The organism is Streptomyces sp. NPDC036815, assembly GCF_055609205.1.
The window spans coordinates 1-20,024 of the sequence record NZ_JBVJPW010000021.1; the positions used below are offsets into that span (position 1 = coordinate 1).

The window sequence follows — 20,024 nt, forward strand, 5'->3', positions numbered from 1 at the left end:
CGCGGGCGCGCGGCCCGGTTCGAGGCGCACGTAGTTGGTCCTGCCCCAGTGGTAGGTGTCGCCGGTGAGCTCGTCGCGCACCGGCACGGTCTCGTACCGGTCGAGGCCGAGTTGCGGCATGTCCAACGAGACCGTGGCCTCCTGGGTGTGGTGAGGGTCGAGGTTGGCGACCACCAGAACCGTGTTCGAGTCGTGCGCGGTACCGGCGGACTTCGAGTAGGCGATCACCGCCTCCTTGTCGGTCGGGTGGAAGTGCAGGTGGCGCAGTTGCCGCAGGGCGGGATTGGCGCGGCGGACGCCGTTGAGCGCGGTGATCAGCGGGGCGATCGTGTGGCCGCCGCGCGCCGCGGACTCCCAGTCGCGGGGCCGCAGTTGGTACTTCTCCGAATGCAGATACTCCTCGCTTCCGGGCCGGAGCGCGGTGTTCTCGCACAACTCGAATCCGCTGTAGACGCCCCACGTCGGCGACAGCGTGGCGGCGAGCACGGCGCGCACCTCGAAGGCGGGGCGCCCGCCGTCCTGGAGGTAGGCGTGCAGGATGTCGGGGGTGTTCACGAAGAAGTTCGGCCGCAGGAAATGGGCGGTCTCGCGCGACAACTCCGTGAGGTACTCGGTGAGTTCGTCCTTCGAGTTGCGCCAGGTGAAGTACGTGTACGACTGCTGGAAACCGACCGCCGCGAGCGTCCGCATCATCGCGGGACGGGTGAACGCCTCGGCGAGGAAGATGACGTCCGGATCGGTGGCCCGGATGTCCGCGAGCACCTGCTCCCAGAACACGACCGGCTTGGTGTGGGGGTTGTCGACGCGGAACACGCGGACCCCGTGGCCCATCCAGAACCGCAGCAGCCGCACGGTCTCCGCGATCAGCCCCGGCAGATCCTGGTCGAAGGCGAGCGGATAGATGTCCTGGTACTTCTTCGGTGGGTTCTCCGCGTACGCGATGGAGCCGTCCGCGCGGCGGTGGAACCACTCGGGGTGCTTCTCCACCCAGGGGTGGTCCGGCGAGCACTGCAGCGCGAAGTCCAGGGCCACTTCGAGGCCGAGCCGCTCCGCCTCGCCCACGAAGGCGTCGAAGTCCGCCAGCGTGCCCAGGTCCGGATGGACGGCGTCGTGACCGCCCTCGGGCGAGCCGATCGCCCACGGCACACCCACGTCGTGCGGCCCCACGGACAGCGAGTTGTCGGGGCCCTTGCGGAAGGTGGTGCCGATGGGGTGGATCGGCGGCAGATAGACGACGTCGAAACCCATGGCGGCGATGGCGGGGAGCCGCGCAGCCGCCGTACGGAACGTCCCGGAGACGGGCGGCGCCCCCTCCCGGACGATCGCGCCCTCCGAGCGCGGGAAGAACTCGTACCAGGAGCCGTAGAGGGCTCTCGTCCGCTCCACGAGGAGCGGCAACTCCTCGGAGGACGTGACGAGTTCACGCAGCGGATGGCGGTCGAGGGCCGCCGTGACCTGCGGGGCGAGGGCGGCGGCGAGCCGGACTGCGGGGGAGCGGCCCGTGTCGCGCAGCGCGCGGGCCGCGTCGAGCAGCGCGGTCCGGTCGGCGCCGGGGGCACCGGCCGCGGCCCGTTCGTGGAGGCGGGCGCCCTCCTCCAGGACCAGATCGGTGTCCATGCCCGCCGGTATCTTGATCCGCGCGTGGTGGCGCCACGTGGTGACCGGGTCGCCCCACGCCTCCACGGCGAACGTCCAGTGGCCCTCGGTGTCCGGTGTGACGTCGGCGCCCCACCGGTCGGTGCCGGGCGCGAGCTCCCGCATCGGGGTCCACGGCCCGGGCCGCCCCTCGGGGTCGCGCAGCACGACGTTGGCGGCGACCGCGTCGTGTCCTTCGCGGAAGACGGTGGCGGTGACCTGGAACGTCTCCCCCGGCACCGCCTTCGCCGGTTGTCGCCCGCCGTGGACGGCGGGGCCGACGTCCAGGACGGGGATGGTGGGCTGTGCGGGTGAGCCTGGCGGGGGTGAGCCAAGTGGCATGTCTGACCGCTCCTGTCCGCGTGCACGGATACGTGGGTGTGGAGGGGTTCCGCGGTGCGCGCCGGCGGTGCGCCGACGTGCGTACCGAAAGAGCCTTCCCACCCCCTTCGGGTGGGCAATCCGGCGCTTTGTTAACTACTAGTGCGTAAGGGCGCATGCAAGACCAGCCTCGCCATGAATGGCAAGAGCGGGGTGAATTCGCATATGCCTTATGGCCTGTTGAACTGTTCGCATATGACCTGCGGGCGGGACCGCTCCGTCACCTCGGCCGTTCATGACCGCACGGAGGCACGGGATCGGCCGCGTCATCGGTGACAGTTCGCGGGGCATACCCGAACCGGCCGAGGCAGACGTCCGAAAACCGCCGGTGCGGGGCGGGGCCGCGCGGTCGGACGGAGGCATGACTGCTCAGGTTCCTCGCCACCGGGCCGACGGCGGTGGTCCACAGCGACATCCGGGCCGCGCCCGCGCGGCGGGCCGCGAGCTGGCCTTTCCCATCCTGCAGACGGTCACGCAGGCGTGCCGGGGGTGACCGGGGCGCCGCCGGGAACACCCTCACTCGTGCCGCCCGCGTCTGGGCCGATCCGGCGCCCAGGGCGGTCGGGCCTCTCTTCTGCGCCCGCCCGCGCGCCGTAGTTGCCGGGGGCCCGTCACCGCTACCGTCGACGCGTAGGTCGATTCGTAACGCATCCCCCGGTAGAGGTGGAGTCGCCGTGAAGGCCATCCGTCGTTTCACCGTACGCCCCGTCCTTCCCGAACCTCTCGGCCGGCTCTCCGAGCTGGCCCGCAATCTGCGCTGGTCCTGGCACCCGCGCACCCGTGACCTCTTCGAGTCCGTCGACCCCCGGCTGTGGGCGGCGTCCGGCTGCGATCCCGTACGGCTCCTCGGCGAGGTGCCGTCCGCGCGGCTCGACGAGCTCGCCGGTGACGCGGACTTCCTGCGACGGCTCGGCGAGGCGGCCGACGACCTGCGCGAGTACGTCCACGGGGAGCGCTGGTACCAGGAGCGGGCCCGCGAGGACACCCACCTCCCGCGCGCCGTCGCCTACTTCTCACCCGAGTTCGGCATCACGGCGGCCCTGCCGCAGTACTCCGGCGGCCTCGGCATCCTCGCCGGGGACCACCTGAAGGCCGCGAGCGACCTCGGCGTGCCGCTCATCGGCGTCGGTCTGCTCTACCGGCACGGCTACTTCCGCCAGACGCTGTCCCACGACGCCTGGCAGCAGGAGCACTACCCGGTCCTCGACCCGAACGAGCTCCCCCTGGCCCTGCTCCGCGAGGACGACGGGGCGCCCACGACCGTCGCGCTCGCCCTGCCCGGCGGGCGCTCGCTGCGGGCGCACGTCTGGCAGGCGCAGGTCGGGCGCGTACCGCTGCTCATGCTCGACTCCGACGTCGAGGAGAACGACCCCGGCGAGCGCGACGTGACCGACCGGCTCTACGGCGGCGGCAGCGAGCACCGGCTGCTGCAGGAGATGCTCCTCGGCATCGGAGGGGTGCGCGCCGTGCGGGCGTACTGCCGTCTGACCGGCCACCCCGAGCCCGAGGTCTTCCACACGAACGAGGGCCACGCCGGGTTCCTCGGCCTGGAGCGCATCCACGAACTGGCCCTGGAGGGCGTCGAGTTCGACACCGGGCTCGAAACCGTCCGGGCGGGGACGGTCTTCACCACCCACACGCCCGTGCCCGCCGGCATCGACCGCTTCGACCGCGAACTGGTCGCCCACCACTTCGGCCCCGGCGCCGAACTGCCCCGCATCGACGCGGGCGACGTCCTGCGGCTCGGCATGGAGACCTACCCGGGAGGCGAGCCCAACCTCTTCAACATGGCGGTGATGGGCCTGCGCCTGGGCAGCCGCGCCAACGGCGTGAGCACCCTGCACGGCGCGGTCAGCCGCGAAATGTTCGCGGGCCTGTGGCCGGGCTTCGACGCCGACGAGGTGCCGATCGCCTCGGTCACCAACGGTGTGCACGCCCCCACCTGGGTGGCCCCCGAGGTCTTCCGGCTCGGCGCGCGCCAGATCGGCGAGCGGCGCACCGAGGACGCGCTCTCCGTCGGCGGCTCCGACCGCTGGGACGCGGTGGCAGACATCCAGGACGCCGACATCTGGGAGCTGCGCCGCACCCTGCGCGAGCAGCTGGTCCACGAGGTCAGGCGGCGCCTGCACGACGCGTGGCGCCAACGCGGCGCGGCCAGCGCCGAGTTGGGGTGGATCGACGGCGTGCTCGACCCGGACGTCCTCACCATCGGCTTCGCCCGCCGCGTCCCCTCGTACAAGCGGCTCACGCTGATGCTGCGCGACCGCGACCGGCTGATGGAGCTGCTCCGGCACCCCGAGCGGCCGGTGCAGATCGTCGTCGCGGGCAAGGCGCACCCGGCGGACGACGGCGGCAAGCGGCTCATCCAGGAGCTCGTCCGGTTCACCGACGACCCGCGGGTGCGCCCGCACATCGTGTTCCTGCCCGACTACGGCATGGCGATGGCGCAGAAGCTCTACCCGGGCTGCGACGTGTGGCTGAACAATCCGCTGCGGCCCCTGGAGGCGTGCGGGACGAGCGGGATGAAGGCGGCCCTGAACGGCTGTCTCAACCTCTCGGTCCTGGACGGCTGGTGGGACGAGTGGTTCGAGCCCGACTTCGGCTGGGCCATCCCGACCGCGGACGGCGCCGCCATCGACGAGGACCGGCGCGACGACCTGGAGGCGGCCGCGCTCTACGACCTCCTGGAGCGGCGGATCGCGCCCCGCTTCTACGAACAGGGGCCCGGCGGGCTGCCCGACCGCTGGATCGAGATGGTCCGCAGGACCCTGACCCGGCTGGGCCCGAAGGTCCTCGCGGGCCGCATGGTGCGCGAGTACGTCGAGAAGCTGTACGTGCCCGCGGCCCGCGCCCACCGCACGCTCGACGTCGCCGCGGCGGGTGAGCTGGCCGCGTGGAAGGCCCGGGTCCGGGCCGCGTGGCCGCGGGTCGCCGTGGACCACGTGGAGGCGTCGGCGACCGGGGCGACCGCCGAGCTCGGCGCGACGCTGTCCCTGCGGGTGCGGGTGCATCTGGGGGAGCTGACGCCGGACGACGTCGAGGTCCAGGTCCTCGCGGGCCGCGTCGACCCGGAGGACCACATCGACGGGGCGGATCCGGTGCCGCTGAAGTCCACGGGCGGGCCCGACGCGGAGGGGCGGCGGGTGTACGAGGGGCCGCTGGCCCTGGACCGGGCGGGGCCCTTCGGGTACACGGTGCGGATTCTTCCTTCGCACCGGTTGCTGGGCAGTGGGGCGGAGATGGGGCTTGTGGCGGTGCCTTCCGAGGGGACGGGGGAGGGGGCGGGGGTGCTGATGCGGTGACGTCGGCTGCGGGTGTGCTCGGCTGGTCGCGCCCACGCGGCGGAGCCGCACATGTCACAGCCCCGCGCCCCTGATCAGGGGCGCGGGGAACTGCGCGAATCTTCTGTCTTCTACTTGACGTTGACGCCGGTCCAGGCCGCCGCCACGCCCTTGGCCTCAGCCGAGTCCGCACCGTACAGGTCGGCCGCGGCCTTCAACGTGCCTTCGCGCGCCGCCTTGTAGTCCGTCGTCGACGTGAAGTACGTCGTCAGCGCCTTGAACCAGATCTTCTCGGCCTTGTCGCGTCCGATGCCCTCGACCTTGGAGCCGTCGGCGGTCGGGGAGTCGTACTTGACGCCGTTGATCTCCTTCGCGCCGCTGCCCTCGGACAGCAGGTAGAAGAAGTGGTTGGCGATGCCCGAGGAGTAGTGGACGTCGACGTTGCCGGCGTCCGCGCTCCAGCTGTCCAGGGACTGGCCGTCCTTGGAGGGCTTGTCCATGTAGCGCAGCGGGGAGCCGTCGCCGTTGATGTCGATCTTCTCGCCGATGAGGTAGTCCCCGATGTCCTCGGGGCTCTTGGCGTTGAACTCGACGGAGGAGCCGAAGATGTCCGAGGTGGCCTCGTTCAGGCCGCCGGACTCGCCGCTGTACTCCATGTTGCCGGTGGCCGAGGTGACGCCGTGCGACATCTCGTGGGCCGCGACGTCGATCGAGGTGAGGGGCTTCTTGTTGCCCTCGCCGTCGCCGTACGTCATGCAGAAGCAGCTGTCGTCCCAGAAGGCGTTGACGTAGGAGTCGCCGTAGTGGACGCGGGAGGTCGCGCCCTTGCCGTCGCCCTTGATGCCCTCACGGCCGTGCACGTTCTTGTAGTAGTCCCAGGTGACCTGGGCGCCGTACGCGGCGTCGACGGCGGCGGTCTGCGGGTCGTCCGGCTTGCCGGTGCCCCACGTGTCGTCGTCGTCCGTGAAGAGCTTGCCCTCGCCCTGGCCGTTCTCCAGGTTGAAGGTGGAGTGGCCGCCGCGCGCGTCGTCGGTCAGGTCGAAGCCGCTGGTGCCCTTCTTCGAGCCGATCTCGACCTTGCCGCTGTACTGGCTGTTGCCGGTGCCGTTCTCGATGGCCTGGTGCTGGAAGAGCTTCTTGCCCGTGGTGGCGTCCGTGATGACGTGCAGTCTGCTGGGCGTGCCGTCCTTCTGCGTGCCGGTGACGACGGTCTCGTACGCGAGGACGGGCTTGCCGGAGGCGGCCCAGATCACCTTGCGCGGCGCCTGCGCGTCGGCCTTGGCGGTCTTGGCCTTGGCGGCGGTCGACTCGGCGGACTTGGCGACCGAGGACTTGCCGAGCTTCGCGTCGGTCGAGGCGACCTTCACGGAGGCCTTGGTGGCCTTGGTGACGCTCTTGACCTTGCCGCTCCTGGCGGTGTGCACCACGAGGTCGCCGCCGAGGACGGGCAGGCCGTCGTAGGTGCGCTCGTAGCGGGTGTGGACCGTGCCGTCGCGGTCCTTGACGACGTCGCGGACGACGAGCTTCTCCTTGGCGCCCAGGCCGATCTTCTCGGCGGTGGCGGCCTTCTCGGCGTTCGCGTCCTTGAGCAGGCCCGCCTTGGCCGAGGTGGAGAGGGCGGCGGGCGCGCCGGAGGGCGCGGCCGGCTGGGCGGAGGCGCCGGTGGTCAGGCCGGCGGCGAGCAGCGCTCCGGAGGCAACCGCGGTCGCGATGGCCAGGGTCGAACGCTTACGGGATATGTGGGGGGTCACGCAGGCTCCTTCTGTGGGGGGCCCGGGCGGCATGGGGGACTACCCGGGCATGAAAGATGCGGTGCGGGTGTGACGTATGTGTGTTGCGAGGAGAGAGTGTCATTCGAGCCAGGTACATGTCAGCCCTTGAATGGATGTTGGCCGGAAATAGTTCGTTGAGCGATGGTCAACGTACGTAATGCGAACAGGGTGTGAACGACACCGGGGGCGTGAACGAGCGCGCCGCCCCGGGGAGTTGATCGACCCGGGGCGGCGGCGTTCGTTGTGCTCAGAGATGCACCGGAGGGGCGCCCCGCCCGTCGTGCACGGGCGGCGCGTCCCTCCGGTGTGTTTGCGAAGGGGACTTCGGGCGCCGTCAGGCGCCTTCAGGCCGGTTTACGGGAAGGTGACCTTCCAGCTGTTGATGTAGCCGGTGTCCTGCGCGGCCTTGTCCTGCACCCGCAGCTTCCAGGCGCCGTTGGCCACCTCGGAGGAGGCGTTGACCGTGTAGGTCTCCTTGACGTTGTCCGCCGAGTCCGAGCTGCTGGTCGCCTTGAGCGGGTAGACCGTCCCGTCGGGCGCCAGCAGGTCGACCTGCAGGTCACCGCGCCAGGTGTGGACGATGTCGACGCCGACCTTCAGGGCGCTCGGCGCGTTGCCGGTGCGACCGGTGACGTTGACCGTCGAGGTCACCGCGGGGCCGTTGTCCGGAATGGCGACGTCCGTGGTGTTCTCGAAGGACGTGCCGGGCTCCTCGCCACCGGGGCGGCTGCCGACGTTCACGGCCGCCCAGGCGTTGGCGACGGCCTTGTACTCGGCGCTGGTGGTGCCGTACAGCTCACCGGCCGCCGCGAGCGTCCCGGTGCGGGCCGCCGCGTAGTTGGTGGTCGTGGTGAACTTCGTGGTGAGCGCCTTGAACCAGATCAGCGACGCCTTGTCCCGGCCGATGCCGGTGACCGGGAGGCCGTCCGAGGTGGGCGAGTCGTACGAGACGCCGTTGATGACCTTGGCGCCGCTGCCCTCGCTCAGCATGTAGTAGAAGTGGTTGGCGATGCCCGACGAGTAGTGCACGTCGACGTTGCCCACTCCGGAGTACCAGGAGTCCTTGGACGCGCCGTCCTTGGAGGGCTTGTCCATGTAGCGCAGCGGGCTGCCGTCGCCGTTGATGTCGATCTTCTCGCCGACGAGGTAGTCACCCTTGTCCTGGGCGTTGTTGGCGTTGAACTCGACCGCGGCGGCGAAGATGTCGGAGGTGGCCTCGTTCAGGCCGCCGGACTCGCCGCTGTAGGTCATGTTGCCGGTCGCGGCCGTCACGCCGTGCGTCATCTCGTGGGCGGCCACGTCGATGGACGTGAGCGGCTTGGAGTTGCCCGTACCGTCGCCGTACGTCATGCAGAAGCAGGCGTCGGACCAGAAGGCGTTGACGTAGTTGTTGCCGTAGTGGACCCGGGAGTACGCGCCGACGCCGTCACCGCGGATGCCGGTGCGGCCGTGCACGTTCTTGTAGTAGTCCCAGGTGAGCTGGGCGCCATAGGCGGCGTCAGCGCCCGCGGTCTCCAGGTTGGAGGCCTGGCCGTTGCCCCAGATGTCGTCCGGGCCCGAGAAGAGCGTGCCGGTGCCGGACGTACCGTGGTTCAGGTTGTACGTCTTGTGGTTGCCGCGCCCGCTGTCGGTGAGGGTGTAGTTCGACCCCGACTGGACGCTGCCCACGGTGACCTGGCCGCTGTACTGCGTGTTGCCCGTGCCGTTCTCGATGCCCTGCCACTGGAAGAGCTTCTTGCCGGTGGCGGCGTCCGTGACGACGTGCAGCTCGTTCGGGGTGCCGTCGTGCTGCAGCCCGCCGACCACGGTCTCGTACGCGAGGACGGGCTTGCCCTGGGCCATCCACACGACCTTGCGCGGCGCCCGGTCCGCCTCGGTCTTCTTCGAGCCCGCCGCCTTCGCGGCGCCGAGGGCCTGCTTCTCGGCGGCCGACGCCTTGACGTCGGCGCTCATGTCGACGCCCTTGAGCTGCGCCTTCGCGGCCTTGGTGACGCCCTCGGTCCTGCCGGACTTGGCGGTGTCGACCACGAGGTCGCCGCCGAGGACGGGCAGACCGTCGTAGGTGCGCTCGTAGCGCGTGTGGACGGTGCCGTCACGGTCCTTGGCGACGTCGCGGACGACCAGCTTCTCCTTGGCGCCGAGCTTGAGCTCGGCGGCGGTCTCCGCCTTGGTGGCGTTGGCGTCACGGATGAGCTCCGCGCGCTGGGCGGGGGAGAGCTTGACGGCGAGCGCGCCGGGGTCGACCTTCCCGAGCTTCTGTGCGGCGGGCGCGGGGGCCTTGGCCGCGGGGTCGTCGGCCGATGCGGGGCCCGCCTGTACGGCTACGGCGAGGAGCGCGGCCACTGCGGAGAGGGCGCCGACGGCGGTCGCGCGAGTGCGGACCGAACGGGTGTGGGAGGTGTGTCTGTGGGAGGTGCTTCTCAACACGGACTCCTTCTGCGCGGCCGCGGGGATGCGCGGCCAGAGCTACCGGACGGCTGGGTCGCCGACCGGGCAGAACAAGGCGGAACGCAGAACTGGGCGGTGCACAACGGGTATTGCGTGAAGAGAAACCGTCACCTTGTTGAAAGCCGTGCGACGGTCGAGGGGAAGAGTGACACCAGAGGGTCGTCGTTGTCAGGTGCGCATCAGTAGTTGGCTGAATTCAGTCCGTTGGCCGGTAGGGCACGTTCGGTATGCGGAGTCCGGCCGAGAAGGCTCACGCGGGTGACGGGCTCGGGCCCTCGGTGGAGGTGTGTGGCCCGGGCGCGCCGCCGCTCCCCGTACGCACCACACCCCGCCGAGGCGCCGCGCGACATGCTGTTCGAAAAGCGGAGCGGGGCCGGTGATCGGTGGCGTGTGGCTGTATTTCGCCGGTGGTTCAATCCTGTGACGCCGGGGAGGTCAGTCCGCGGTCCGGCTCCGCTCCCGCGGGTCGATCCACAACGCCTCGCCCACCGTGCGGAGTTCGCCCTCCGCCGTTGCGACCGCGACGCCCATCGTGTGTTTGCGGCCCACCGTGGAGATCGGCCAGGCGTACGTGATGTGCTCCTCGCCCGCCGTCACGGGGCGCGGGGACGTCGCCGTGAGCGAGGCCGTGACCGCGCCGCGGCGCAGGGTGCCCAGGTGGATTCCGGCCCAGGCCGTCGGGCAGTCCAGGGCCGCCCAGAGTGCTTCGGGCCGCAGCAGGCCCCGCTCGTCGGCGAAATCGGGGTGCGGCGTCCACGCCGTCGCCACGAGGTCGCGGCCGGGCACCCGCATGCATTGCTGGTGCACACCCTGACCGGCCGGGCGGTGCCCGCAGCCGAAGCAGTCGATCGCGGCGCCACCCGCGTCGAGGCCCGCGAGCCCGGCGGCGCGGAACGCCTCGGCCGCCGCCCGTGCCTCGGCCAGGGTCGGCGGCGCGGGGGCGTCGGCCGTGGACAGGGCGGGGGCGGGCGTCGCCGTCACGAGCTCGGTGCCCGCGGTGTCGGTCAGACGGACGACGCCGTCCGCGAGTGCGTCGATCCGCAGGGGCGTGTCCACCCGGGTCGCGGCACGGAAGTCGACCCGGACCGTACCGGAGTTCGAGCGTCCCACGAGCAGCCCGGCGACGTATCCGCCGAGGGCGAGGCCCGGGTAGCCCTGATAGGTCGCCGCGATGGCGAGGTTCTCGCCGGGGTGCTCGGTGCCCGCGGCTGGGCCTGCCTGCCCGGCAGTGCCTGTGTCGGTCATGTTGTCAGCTCAACTCCCCGTTGTCCGTGCCGAACGACTGCTCCGTCCACCGCCGTCAGCTCACCACGCTGTCCCGCCACGCACGGTGCAGGTCGGCGAATTCGCCCGTGTCCGCGATGAGCGCGTCGGGGCTGCCGTCCTCCACGACCCTGCCGTCGGCCATGACCAGGACCCGGTCCGCTATCTCCACGGTGGAGAGCCGGTGGGCGATGACCACGGCGGTGCGGCCGCGCAGCACCGTGTGCATGGCGCGCTGCACGGCCCGTTCGCCCGGGATGTCCAGCGAGCTGGTCGCCTCGTCGAGGATCAGCACCGCCGGGTCGGCGAGCAGGGCGCGCGCGAAGGCCACCAACTGCCGCTGGCCCGCCGAGATGCGGCCACCGCGCTTGCGTACGTCGGTGTCGTACCCGTCGGGGAGCGACATGATGAAGTCGTGGGCGCCGATGGCCTCGGCGGCGCGTTCGATGTCCTCACGGGTGGCGTCGGGCCGGCCGATCGCGATGTTCTCCGCGACCGTCCCGGAGAACAGGAACGCCTCCTGGGTCACCATCACGACCCCGCGCCGCAGCTCGGCGCCCGAGAGTTCGCGCAGGTCGACGCCGTCCAGGAGCACCCGCCCTTCCGTCGGGTCGTAGAAGCGGGCGAGCAGCTTGGCCAGCGTGGACTTGCCCGCGCCGGTGGAGCCGACCACGGCGACGGTCTGCCCGGCGGGCAGCGTCAGATCGAAGCGGGGCAGCACCTCGCCGCCGGTGCGGTAGGCGAACCGCACCCCGTCGAACCGCACCTCGCGGCCCGGCCTGCCGGATGCCGGGGCGGGCAGCGGGCGGGCGGCGGCCGCCGCGGGCTCGGGCACGGTCGGGGTCTGCGCGAGCAGCCCCGCGACCTTCTCCAGGGACGCGGCCGCCGACTGGTAGGAGTTGAGGAACATGCCGAGCCGGTCGATCGGGTCGTACAGGCGCCGCAGGTACAGCACGGCGGCGGCGAGCACGCCGAGCGCGAGGCCGCCGTCCGCGACGCGCTGGGCGCCCCACAGCACGATGGCGGCGACGGCGGTGTTGGCGACGAGCCGGGAGCCGACCACGTAGCGGGCCATCTCCAGCATGGCGTCGCCGTTGGTCCGCTCGTGCCTGCGGTTGAGCGCGCCGAACTCCGCGTCGTTGGCCCGCTCCCTGCGGAAGGCCCGCACCGGGCGGATGCCGTTCATCGTCTCCGCGAACTTCACGATCACGGCGGCGATCGCGGTCGAGCGGTCGCGGAACATCCGGCCCGCGCGCCGCTGGTAGAGGCGTACGAGGAGGTAGAGCGGGACGAACGACGCCACGGCCACCGCGCCCAGGCCCAGGTCGAGCCAGAGCAGCATCGCCGAGATGTAGACGAAGGAGAGCAGGACCGTGATGAGTTCCTGCAGGCCCTCGCTGAGCAGTTCGCGCAGCGACTCGACGTCGGTGGTGGAGCGGGAGATCAGCCGCCCCGAGGTGTACCGCTCGTGGAAGTCGACGCTGAGCGCCTGCGCGTGCCGGAAGATGCGGCCGCGCAGGTCGAGCAGGACGTCCTGGTTGACGCGCGCCGAGGCGATGATGAACGCGTACTGCAGCGCGCCCGAGGCGGCCGCGCAGCACAGGTAGCCGATGCCGATGGCGATCAGCGGGCCGTAGTCGTCGGCGCGCACGGCGGGCACGCCGCGGTCGATGGCGTACGCGACGAGCAGCGGCCCGGCCTGCACCACGGCCTGCTGCACGAGGAGCAGCACGGCGGCGAGCGTGACGCGGGCGCGCAGCGGCGAGAGCAGGGAGCGCAGCAGGGCGCGGGTGGCGCCCGGCGGCGCGGGCAGCTCGTCCTTGTCGAAGGGGTCGTCCGGCGCGGGCGGGCCCGTGGGGCGGCCGGGTCCGCCGGAGCCCTCGGGCTGTTCCGGGTCTCCGGGGCCCGCCGGTTCCTCGGGGTCGGCGGGCTTCTCCCGTACGGATGTCGACGAGGTCATCGGGCAGCCTCCTCGGCGGGGCGGTGGGTGGCCGGGCGACCGGTGTCCCGGTGGGTGGGCTCGGCGTCCGGGTGCGGGGGACCGGCGTCCGGGCGGGTCGGGCCGGTGTCGGCGCCCGACATCAGCCAGGCGTACTCCGCGTTGTCCCGCAGCAGTTCCTGGTGGGTGCCGACGGCGGCGACGCGGCCGCCGGAGAGCAGGGCGACGCGGTCGGCGAGCAGCACCGTGGAGGGGCGGTGGGCGACGATCAGCGCCGTCGTGTCCGCGAGGACGCGCCGCAGCGCCGCCTCCACCAGCGCCTCCGTGTGGACGTCGAGGGCGGACAGCGGGTCGTCGAGGACGAGGAAGCGGGGGCGGCCGACCACCGCGCGGGCCAGGGCGAGGCGCTGGCGCTGGCCGCCGGAGAGGCTCAGGCCCTGCTCGCCGACCTGGGTGCCGGTGCCCTGCGGCAGGGCGTGCGCGAAGTCGGCCTGCGCCACGTCGAGCGCGCGGCGCAGCTCGGTGTCGCCGGCCGTCTCCTCCGCGCCCATCAGGACGTTCTCACCGACGGTCGCGGAGAAGAGGGTCGGCTCCTCGAAGGCGACGGCGACGAGCGTGCGCAGGTGCTCGCGGTCCATCGCCGTGATGTCCTCGCCGTCCAGCGTGATGCGGCCGCCGGTCACCTCGTGCAGGCGCGGGACCAGCGCGGTGAGCGTCGTCTTGCCGCTGCCGGTCGCGCCGACGAGCGCCATGGTCTCGCCGTGGCGCACGTGCAGGTCGATGCGGGCGAGGACGGCGGGGGCGTCCGGTGGGGCGTCGGGGTACCTGAACTCCACGCCGTCGAAGTGGAGTCCGCCGGTTCCGGAGGCGGTGCTGTCCGGCGCGGGGGAGGGGGGACGGGCGGGCTCGGCGCTCTTCGGTGCCGGGTCCTCCGGTACCGCGTCCATCACCTCGAAGTACCGCTCCGTGGCCGTCGCCGACTCCTGGCTCATCGCGAGCAGGAAGCCGATCGACTCCACCGGCCAGCGCAGCGCGAGCGCCGTCGACAGGAAGGCGACCAGCGTGCCCGCGGAGAGGTCGCCGTCCGCGACCCGCACCGTGCCGAGCACCAGCGCCGCACCGATCGCGGCCTCCGGCAACGCCATGATCACGGCGTAGATCGCGGCGAGGATGCGGGCCTTGGCCAGTTCGGTGCCGCGCAGGGTGTGCGAGAGCTCGCGGAACGCCCGCGCCTGGCTGCGGTGGCGGCCGAAGCCCTTGATGATCCGGATGCCGAGCACGCTCTCCTCGACGACCGTCGTCAGATCGCCGACCTGGTCCTGCGCGCGCCGCGCCACGGCGGTGTAGCGCCCCTCGTAGTACGCGAGGGCGATCACCATCGGCGCCACGGGCGCGAGCAGCACCAGGCCGAGCGTGAAGTCCTGCCCGAGCAGGATGACCATGCCGACCACGATGGTCGCGCCGTTGACCAGCAGGAACGTCAACGGGAAGGCGAGGAACATGCGCAGCAGCATCAGATCCGTCGTGCCGCGCGAGAGCAACTGCCCCGACGCCCACCGGTCGTGGAAGGCCACCGGGAGCCGCTGCAGATGGCGGTAGAGGTCCGCCCGCATCGACGCCTCGACGCCCGCGAGGGGCCGGGCGATCAGCCACCGCCGCAGCCCGAAGAGCAGCGCCTCCGCCACCCCCAGCAGAAGCAGCAGGAGCGCCCCCAGCCACACCCCGGTCGGGTCCCGGTCGGCCACGGGCCCGTCCACCATCCACTTGAGCACGAGGGGGAAGACGAGCCCCGTGCAGGAGGCGACGACCGCGACAACGGCGGCGGTGATCAGTCGAGTTCGGACCGGACGCACGTACGGCCAGAGCCGCAGCAGCGTCCGTACGGTGGACCGTTTCCCGGCAGGGGTGTCTGAAGATGGCATCAGGAGCGAGCCTACGGATCGCCACTGACAGAGCCCACCGAGTTTTCCGCACGGCAGAGCGGCACGCGACTGGGGCGCACCCCGCGATCAACCGAGTCGCACCTCACGATCAGCCGAGTCGCCCCCCGCCATCAACGAGTCGTACCCCGCCATCAACCGATCGGCTGATGCGCCTTCGAGCGTGATGGGCGATGTCCGCACCCCCTCCCACCGGGGATTCTCGACCCATGCCCCTCATCGAAGTGCACGGACTGCAAAAGGCCTACGGCGGCCGCACCGTCGTCGACGGCGTCTCCTTCGCCGTCGAGGAAGGCGAGATCTTCGGCATCCTCGGCCCCAACGGCGCGGGCAAGACCACCACCGTCGAATGCGTCGAGGGCCTGCGCGTCCCCGACTCCGGCACCGTCCGCGTCGCGGGACTCGACCCGGTCGCCGACCACGAGCGGCTCACCCGCATCCTCGGCGCGCAGCTCCAGCAGAGCGAGCTCCCGGCGAAGCTCACCGTGCGCGAGGCCCTGGAGCTGTACGCGGCGTTCTACCCGCGCCCCGCCGACTGGCGACCGCTCGCCGAGCGCCTGCGCCTGACCGACAAGCTCGACAGCCGCTTCGGCAAGCTCTCCGGTGGCCAGAAACAGCGCCTGTTCATCGCGCTCTCGCTGATCGGCGATCCGAGGATCGTCGTCCTCGACGAGCTGACCACCGGCCTGGACCCGCGCGCCCGCCGCGACACCTGGGAGCTCATCGAGGACATCCGGGACAACGGCGTCACGGTCCTGCTCGTCACCCACTTCATGGAGGAGGCCCAGCGCCTCTGCGACCGCCTCGCCGTCATCGACCGGGGCCGGGTCGCCGCCCTCGACACCCCGGCGGGCCTGATCAGCCGCTCCGCGAGCTCCACGGTCATGTCGTTCACACCGTCCGCGCCGCTGGACGAGCGCGCCCTCGCGGCACTGCCCGCGGTCACCTCCGTCGCGCACCGCGCGGGCCGCTACACCCTGAACGGCACCGACGAGACCGTCGACGCGGCCATCACCCTGCTCGCCCGGCACCACATCACCGCCCACCAACTCCGGGTCGCCGACGCCACGTTGGACGACGCGTTCCTCGACCTGACGGGAGCATCGGCATGACCACGGCCACCGCTTCACCGCACACCACCGCCCGGAGTACGGGCACCAAGGCCGCCGCGGCCGTCCTCGGTGCCGAGCTGCGCCTCTTCCGCCGCGAGCCCGGCGCCCTCTTCTGGATCATGGTGTTCCCCACCCTGCTCCTGGTGATCCTCGGCTCCATCCCCTCCTTCCGCGAGCCGGACGACTCGCTCGGCGGGCTCCGCCTCGTCGACGCGTACGTGCCCGTCACCGTGCTGCTCTCGCTGATCATGGCCGGGCTGCAGGCCATGCCGCCGCTCATCACCGGCTACCGCGAGCGCGGCATCCTGCGCCGCATGTCCGCCACTCCCGTACGCCCCTGTGCCGTGCTCGGCGCGCAGATGGGCATCCACGGCGCGGCCGCGCTCGTCTCCGCGCTGCTCTCCCTGGCCGTGGGCCGGCTGGCCTTCGACGTGGCACTGCCGCGCCAGGCCTTCGGATACGCCCTCGCGCTGCTCCTCGCCATCCTGTGCGGGCTCGCCCTGGGCGCCCTGGTCTCGGCACTGGCCCGCACCACCAAGGCCGCGACCGCGCTCGGTTCCGCCGTCTTCTTCCCGATGATGTTCAGCGCGGGCGTCTGGCTGCCGGTGCAGGCGATGCCCGACGGGCTCGCCCGCGCCGTGGAGGGCACTCCGCTCGGCGCCGCCTCCCAGGCTCTCAGCGACGCCGCCGCCGGGGACTGGCCGGGCCTGGCGCACCTCGGCGTCCTGGCGCTGTGGACCGTGGTCCTCTCGGCCGGGGCCGCGCGCTGGTTCCGGTGGGAGTGACGCGGTGCCGCGCACGGCTCCGCCCGTCGACGACACTGGGCCGGTGAGTACGAGCACGGCGGACGCCACGAAGATGATCGAACAGCGCTGGGGCACCTTCCACCGCTGGGGCCCCTACGTCCTGTTGCTCTTCGGCGTCCTCATGTCGGCCGCCACCAGCGGTGTCGTCGGCGTGGGCCGCGGCGAGTGGTACGTGGCCGGGGCCCTGGTGGGCGCCGCCGTCGCGCTGCAGCTGTGGTGGGGCACGCAGGTCCGCACCCGTCCGGGCCCCTCGGCCGCGGGCATCGTCTACTACGCCGTGCGCTGGGCCGCCGCCTTCGTCCTGACCTGGCTCAACCCGTTCTTCGCGTTCTACGCCGTCGTCGGCTACTTCGGCACCGAGCGGCTGCTGCCCCCGCGCCTGGTCAAACCCGGCCTGTTCGCCACCGCCGTCATCATGGCGGGCTCCCAGTCCGGCGGCCTGCCACCGCACGGCGGACTGGGCTGGGGCGTCTTCGGCGGGCTGCTCGCCGTGAACGTCGCCCTGCTCACCGTCTTCGCCCACCTCGCGGCGCAGGAGGACCGGCGCGCCCTCGACGCGGCCGCCACCATCGCCGAGCTGGAGCGCACCAACACAGCACTCCAGCAGGCCCTCGACGAGAACGCCGCCCTGCACTCCCAGCTCCTCGTCCAGGCGCGGGAGGCGGGCGTCGCCGACGAGCGGCGCAGGCTCGCCGCCGAGATCCACGACACCATCGCGCAGGGCCTGACCGGGATCATCGCCCAGCTCCAGGTCGTCGCGGGCGCCCACGACGAGGAGCTGGCCCGCGAACATCTGGGCAGGGCCGCCGACCTCGCCCGGCACAGCCTCGGCGAGGCCCGCCGCTCCGTGCACAACCTGTCGCCCGCGCCCCTGGAGAACGACCGGCTCCCCGAGGCGCTCAAGAAGACCGTCGCCGAGTGGGCGGAACGCACCGGCGTGCGCGCCGACTTCACGGTCACCGGCACCGCCGAAGACCTCCACGACGAGATCGAGGCGACCCTCCTGCGCATCGTCCAGGAGGCCCTGTCCAACGCCGCCCGGCACGCCGCAGCGACCCGCGTCGGCGTCACCCTGTCCTTCATGGGCGACGAGGTCAGCCTGGACGTCCGCGACGACGGCCGGGGCTTCGACCCGCTCGCCGCGGTGGAGCGCACCGGGTCGGGCGGCTTCGGCCTCGACGGCATGCGGGCCCGGGCCGAACGCATCGCGGGAGCGCTCACCGTCGAGTCGGAACCGGGCGGCGGCACCGCCGTGTCCGCTCGCGTACCGTTGGTGCGCCATGAGCACTGAAGTGATCACTCTCCTCGTCGTCGACGACCATCCCGTCGTCCGCGACGGCCTGCGCGGCATGTTCCTGTCGGCCCCCGGCTTCGAGGTCCTCGGCGAGGCGTCGAACGGCGTGGAGGCCGTGGCCCTCGCCACCGAGCTCGACCCGGACGTCGTCCTGATGGACCTGCGCATGCCGGGCGGCAACGGCGTCGACGCGATCACCGAGCTCACCCGCCGCGGCGCCCGCTCCCGCGTCCTGGTCCTCACCACGTACGACACGGACTCCGACACGCTCCCCGCGATCGAGGCGGGCGCCACCGGCTACCTGCTCAAGGACGCCCCGCGCGACGAGCTGTTCACCGCCGTGCGCGCCGCGGCCGAGGGGCGCACGGTCCTCTCGCCCGCCGTCGCCTCCCGCCTCGTCTCCCGCGTGCGTGCCCCCGGCAACGAACCGCTGAGCACCCGCGAGAGGGAGGTGCTCGCGCTCGTCGCCAGGGGCACGTCGAACCGCGCCATCGCCGCGGAGCTCTTCATCAGCGAGGCCACGGTCAAGACCCATCTCACCCACATCTACGGCAAGTTGGGCGTCAAGGACCGTGCGGCGGCGGTGGCCACGGCGTACAGCAGGGGAATCCTGGGCTAGCGGAAGGCGCCGCCAGGGGCGCGGGGAACCGCGCGCCCGGCCACACCCGGCCCGCGGCCACCGGGCGACCGATCAGACCGGATCAGACCGGATCAGACCGCTTCCCACAGCGCGGGCGTGTTCGGCGGCTCCCAGCCAGGTTGCGCCTGATGCCCCTGCAAGCAGCGATACGTGGAGCCGCCATAGGTCACCGTGTCGCCCGGAGCGTAGACCTTGCCCGCCGCCCACGTGCCGCCCGGCTCGGGATCACCGGGGCCGGGGTCACCGCCACCCGTGGTCTTCAGCGTCAGCCCGTACTGCTGGAGCAGCGGATTGATCGGCTGGTGGAACGTCGTGCCGCCGCTGGAGCAGTTGCCCGAGCCGCCCGAGGTGACGCCCTGCGCCTGGCTCCCGGATATGAAGGAGCCGCCCGAGTCGCCGGGCTCCGCGCAGACGGTCGTCCGCGTGACGCCGCTGATGGTGCCCTCGGGGTAGGTGACACTGGTGTTGTGCTGCGAGATCGTGCCGCAGTGCCACCCCGTAGTGGAGCCGGAGCGGCAGATCGACGCACCCACCGGGGACTGTGTGGAGCCCTCGACGCCGACCCGCTGCCCGCCCTGGCCCTGCACGTACGGGGTGGCGGTCCACTGGGAGTTGGTGGCGACCCAGGCCATGTCCTTGCCGGGGAAGATGGATGCCTGGAACGTGCCCTGGGCCACCTGGTTGTAACCGCTGGTCGCGGTGCCCGCGCGCCCGCAGTGGCCCGCCGTGGCGAACCCCTGCTGGCTGCCCTTGGTGATCGGGAAGCCGATGGAGCAGCGGCCCCCCATGTAGTACGCCTCGCCGCCCACCAGGTCGTAGAGCGGCCGCGGCCGCTCCGAGGTCCGTACGACGCGTACGAGGGAGGTGTCCACGCCCGCCGCGGAGACGAGGGACCTCGCCGCCGGGGTGCGCACGGCCCGCACCACGACCGCGTTGGCGCGCACGTCGACGTACCAGACCGGTGCGTCACGCGTCGTGCCCGTGCGCGCCGCCCGGTCCAACCGCGCCTTGGCCGCGTCGAGTTGAGCGGCGGAGTGCTCGACCACCGCGGCCCGTGCGCCCCGCGCCTCGATCGCCGGGACGTCGGCGGCGTCGGTCGTCGCCACGGTGAGCGTCGCGGAGGTGGCGCCGTGCACCCAGGCGCCCGTGAAGTCGCGGCCGAGCGCGTTGCGCAGGGACCCCGCGACGGCGCCGGCCTCGGCCTCGTTGACCAGACGGGCCTCGGCCTGCGCCGCCGTGAGGCCGAGGTCGCGCCGCATGGCCCGCAGGACGTCCGGAGAGGTCCTGGCGACGGCGGCGCTCTCGGCGGGGGAGAGGGACGGGGAGACGGACGCGGCGGGGCCGGCCTGGGCGGAGGCGGAGCCGGGCAGACCGGCGAGGACCAGCGCCCCGGCCGCGGCCACCGCGGCACACGCCGCGGTGACACGTCTGTGATGGGTGGGGAGCATGCGAGGTCTCCTCGGGGTACCGGGGGAGCGGGGAGATGAGGGGAACGCCCACACCGTAGAAGCCT

At 72.3% G+C, this 20,024-nt stretch carries 12 protein-coding genes; 5 read left to right on the forward strand and 7 right to left on the reverse strand.

The window, feature by feature from the left end:
* A partial coding sequence (locus ACZ69I_RS31160; protein ID WP_470835920.1) for an alpha-1,4-glucan--maltose-1-phosphate maltosyltransferase occupies positions 1 to 1,977 on the reverse strand: 1,977 nt, incomplete at its 3' end.
* 713 nt (positions 1,978 to 2,690) lie between these two features.
* Here ACZ69I_RS31160 and glgP point away from each other — a divergent pair.
* Positions 2,691 to 5,318, forward strand: coding sequence for an alpha-glucan family phosphorylase (gene glgP, locus ACZ69I_RS31165; protein WP_470835922.1), 2,628 nt, complete (start codon positions 2,691 to 2,693; stop codon positions 5,316 to 5,318).
* Positions 5,319 to 5,428: 110 nt separating this feature from the next.
* Here the strand turns inward: glgP and ACZ69I_RS31170 are convergent, their stop codons facing one another.
* The 5 genes from ACZ69I_RS31170 to ACZ69I_RS31190 form a co-directional block, all read right to left on the reverse strand.
* A complete protein-coding gene (locus tag ACZ69I_RS31170) occupies positions 5,429 to 7,048 on the reverse strand; it encodes a M4 family metallopeptidase (protein ID WP_470835924.1) in 1,620 nt (539 codons plus the stop codon).
* A gap of 375 nt (positions 7,049 to 7,423) precedes the next feature.
* Positions 7,424 to 9,496 (reverse strand): M4 family metallopeptidase, encoded by a 2,073-nt coding sequence (locus ACZ69I_RS31175; RefSeq protein WP_470835925.1) that lies wholly within the window; start codon positions 9,494 to 9,496, stop codon positions 7,424 to 7,426.
* A gap of 456 nt (positions 9,497 to 9,952) precedes the next feature.
* Entirely contained in the window at positions 9,953 to 10,762 is an 810-nt protein-coding gene (locus ACZ69I_RS31180; RefSeq protein ID WP_470835927.1) for a hypothetical protein, read from the reverse strand.
* A 55-nt stretch (positions 10,763 to 10,817) separates the two neighbouring features.
* The gene (locus tag ACZ69I_RS31185) at positions 10,818 to 12,740 is read right to left on the reverse strand and encodes an ABC transporter ATP-binding protein (RefSeq protein WP_470835929.1); all 1,923 of its coding nucleotides are present in this window, start codon (positions 12,738 to 12,740) and stop codon (positions 10,818 to 10,820) included.
* Positions 12,737 to 14,641 carry an ABC transporter ATP-binding protein gene (locus ACZ69I_RS31190; protein ID WP_470835931.1) on the reverse strand — a complete coding sequence of 635 codons (1,905 nt, stop codon included), beginning with the start codon at positions 14,639 to 14,641 and terminating at the stop codon, positions 12,737 to 12,739. The genes ACZ69I_RS31185 and ACZ69I_RS31190 overlap by 4 nt, the downstream gene beginning before the upstream one ends.
* A gap of 227 nt (positions 14,642 to 14,868) precedes the next feature.
* Here ACZ69I_RS31190 and ACZ69I_RS31195 point away from each other — a divergent pair, with 227 nt between their 5' ends.
* The 4 genes from ACZ69I_RS31195 (at position 14,869) to ACZ69I_RS31210 (ending at position 18,490) form a co-directional block, all read left to right on the forward strand.
* Complete coding sequence (locus ACZ69I_RS31195) at positions 14,869 to 15,771, forward strand: ABC transporter ATP-binding protein (RefSeq protein ID WP_467671519.1); 903 nt, start codon at positions 14,869 to 14,871, stop codon at positions 15,769 to 15,771.
* A complete protein-coding gene (locus tag ACZ69I_RS31200) occupies positions 15,768 to 16,556 on the forward strand; it encodes an ABC transporter permease (RefSeq protein WP_470835932.1) in 789 nt (262 codons plus the stop codon). Before ACZ69I_RS31195 ends, ACZ69I_RS31200 begins: the two co-directional genes overlap by 4 nt.
* A 73-nt stretch (positions 16,557 to 16,629) precedes the next feature.
* Positions 16,630 to 17,868, forward strand: a complete 1,239-nt coding sequence (locus ACZ69I_RS31205) for a sensor histidine kinase (protein ID WP_470836033.1) — start codon at positions 16,630 to 16,632, stop codon at positions 17,866 to 17,868.
* Positions 17,858 to 18,490 carry a response regulator gene (locus ACZ69I_RS31210; RefSeq protein WP_467671523.1) on the forward strand — a complete coding sequence of 211 codons (633 nt, stop codon included), beginning with the start codon at positions 17,858 to 17,860 and terminating at the stop codon, positions 18,488 to 18,490. The genes ACZ69I_RS31205 and ACZ69I_RS31210 overlap by 11 nt, the downstream gene beginning before the upstream one ends.
* Positions 18,491 to 18,582: 92 nt before the next feature.
* Here ACZ69I_RS31210 and ACZ69I_RS31215 read toward each other — a convergent pair whose 3' ends face one another.
* Positions 18,583 to 19,959 (reverse strand): carbohydrate-binding protein, encoded by a 1,377-nt coding sequence (locus ACZ69I_RS31215; protein WP_470835934.1) that lies wholly within the window; start codon positions 19,957 to 19,959, stop codon positions 18,583 to 18,585.
* Positions 19,960 to 20,024 lie beyond the last annotated feature (65 nt).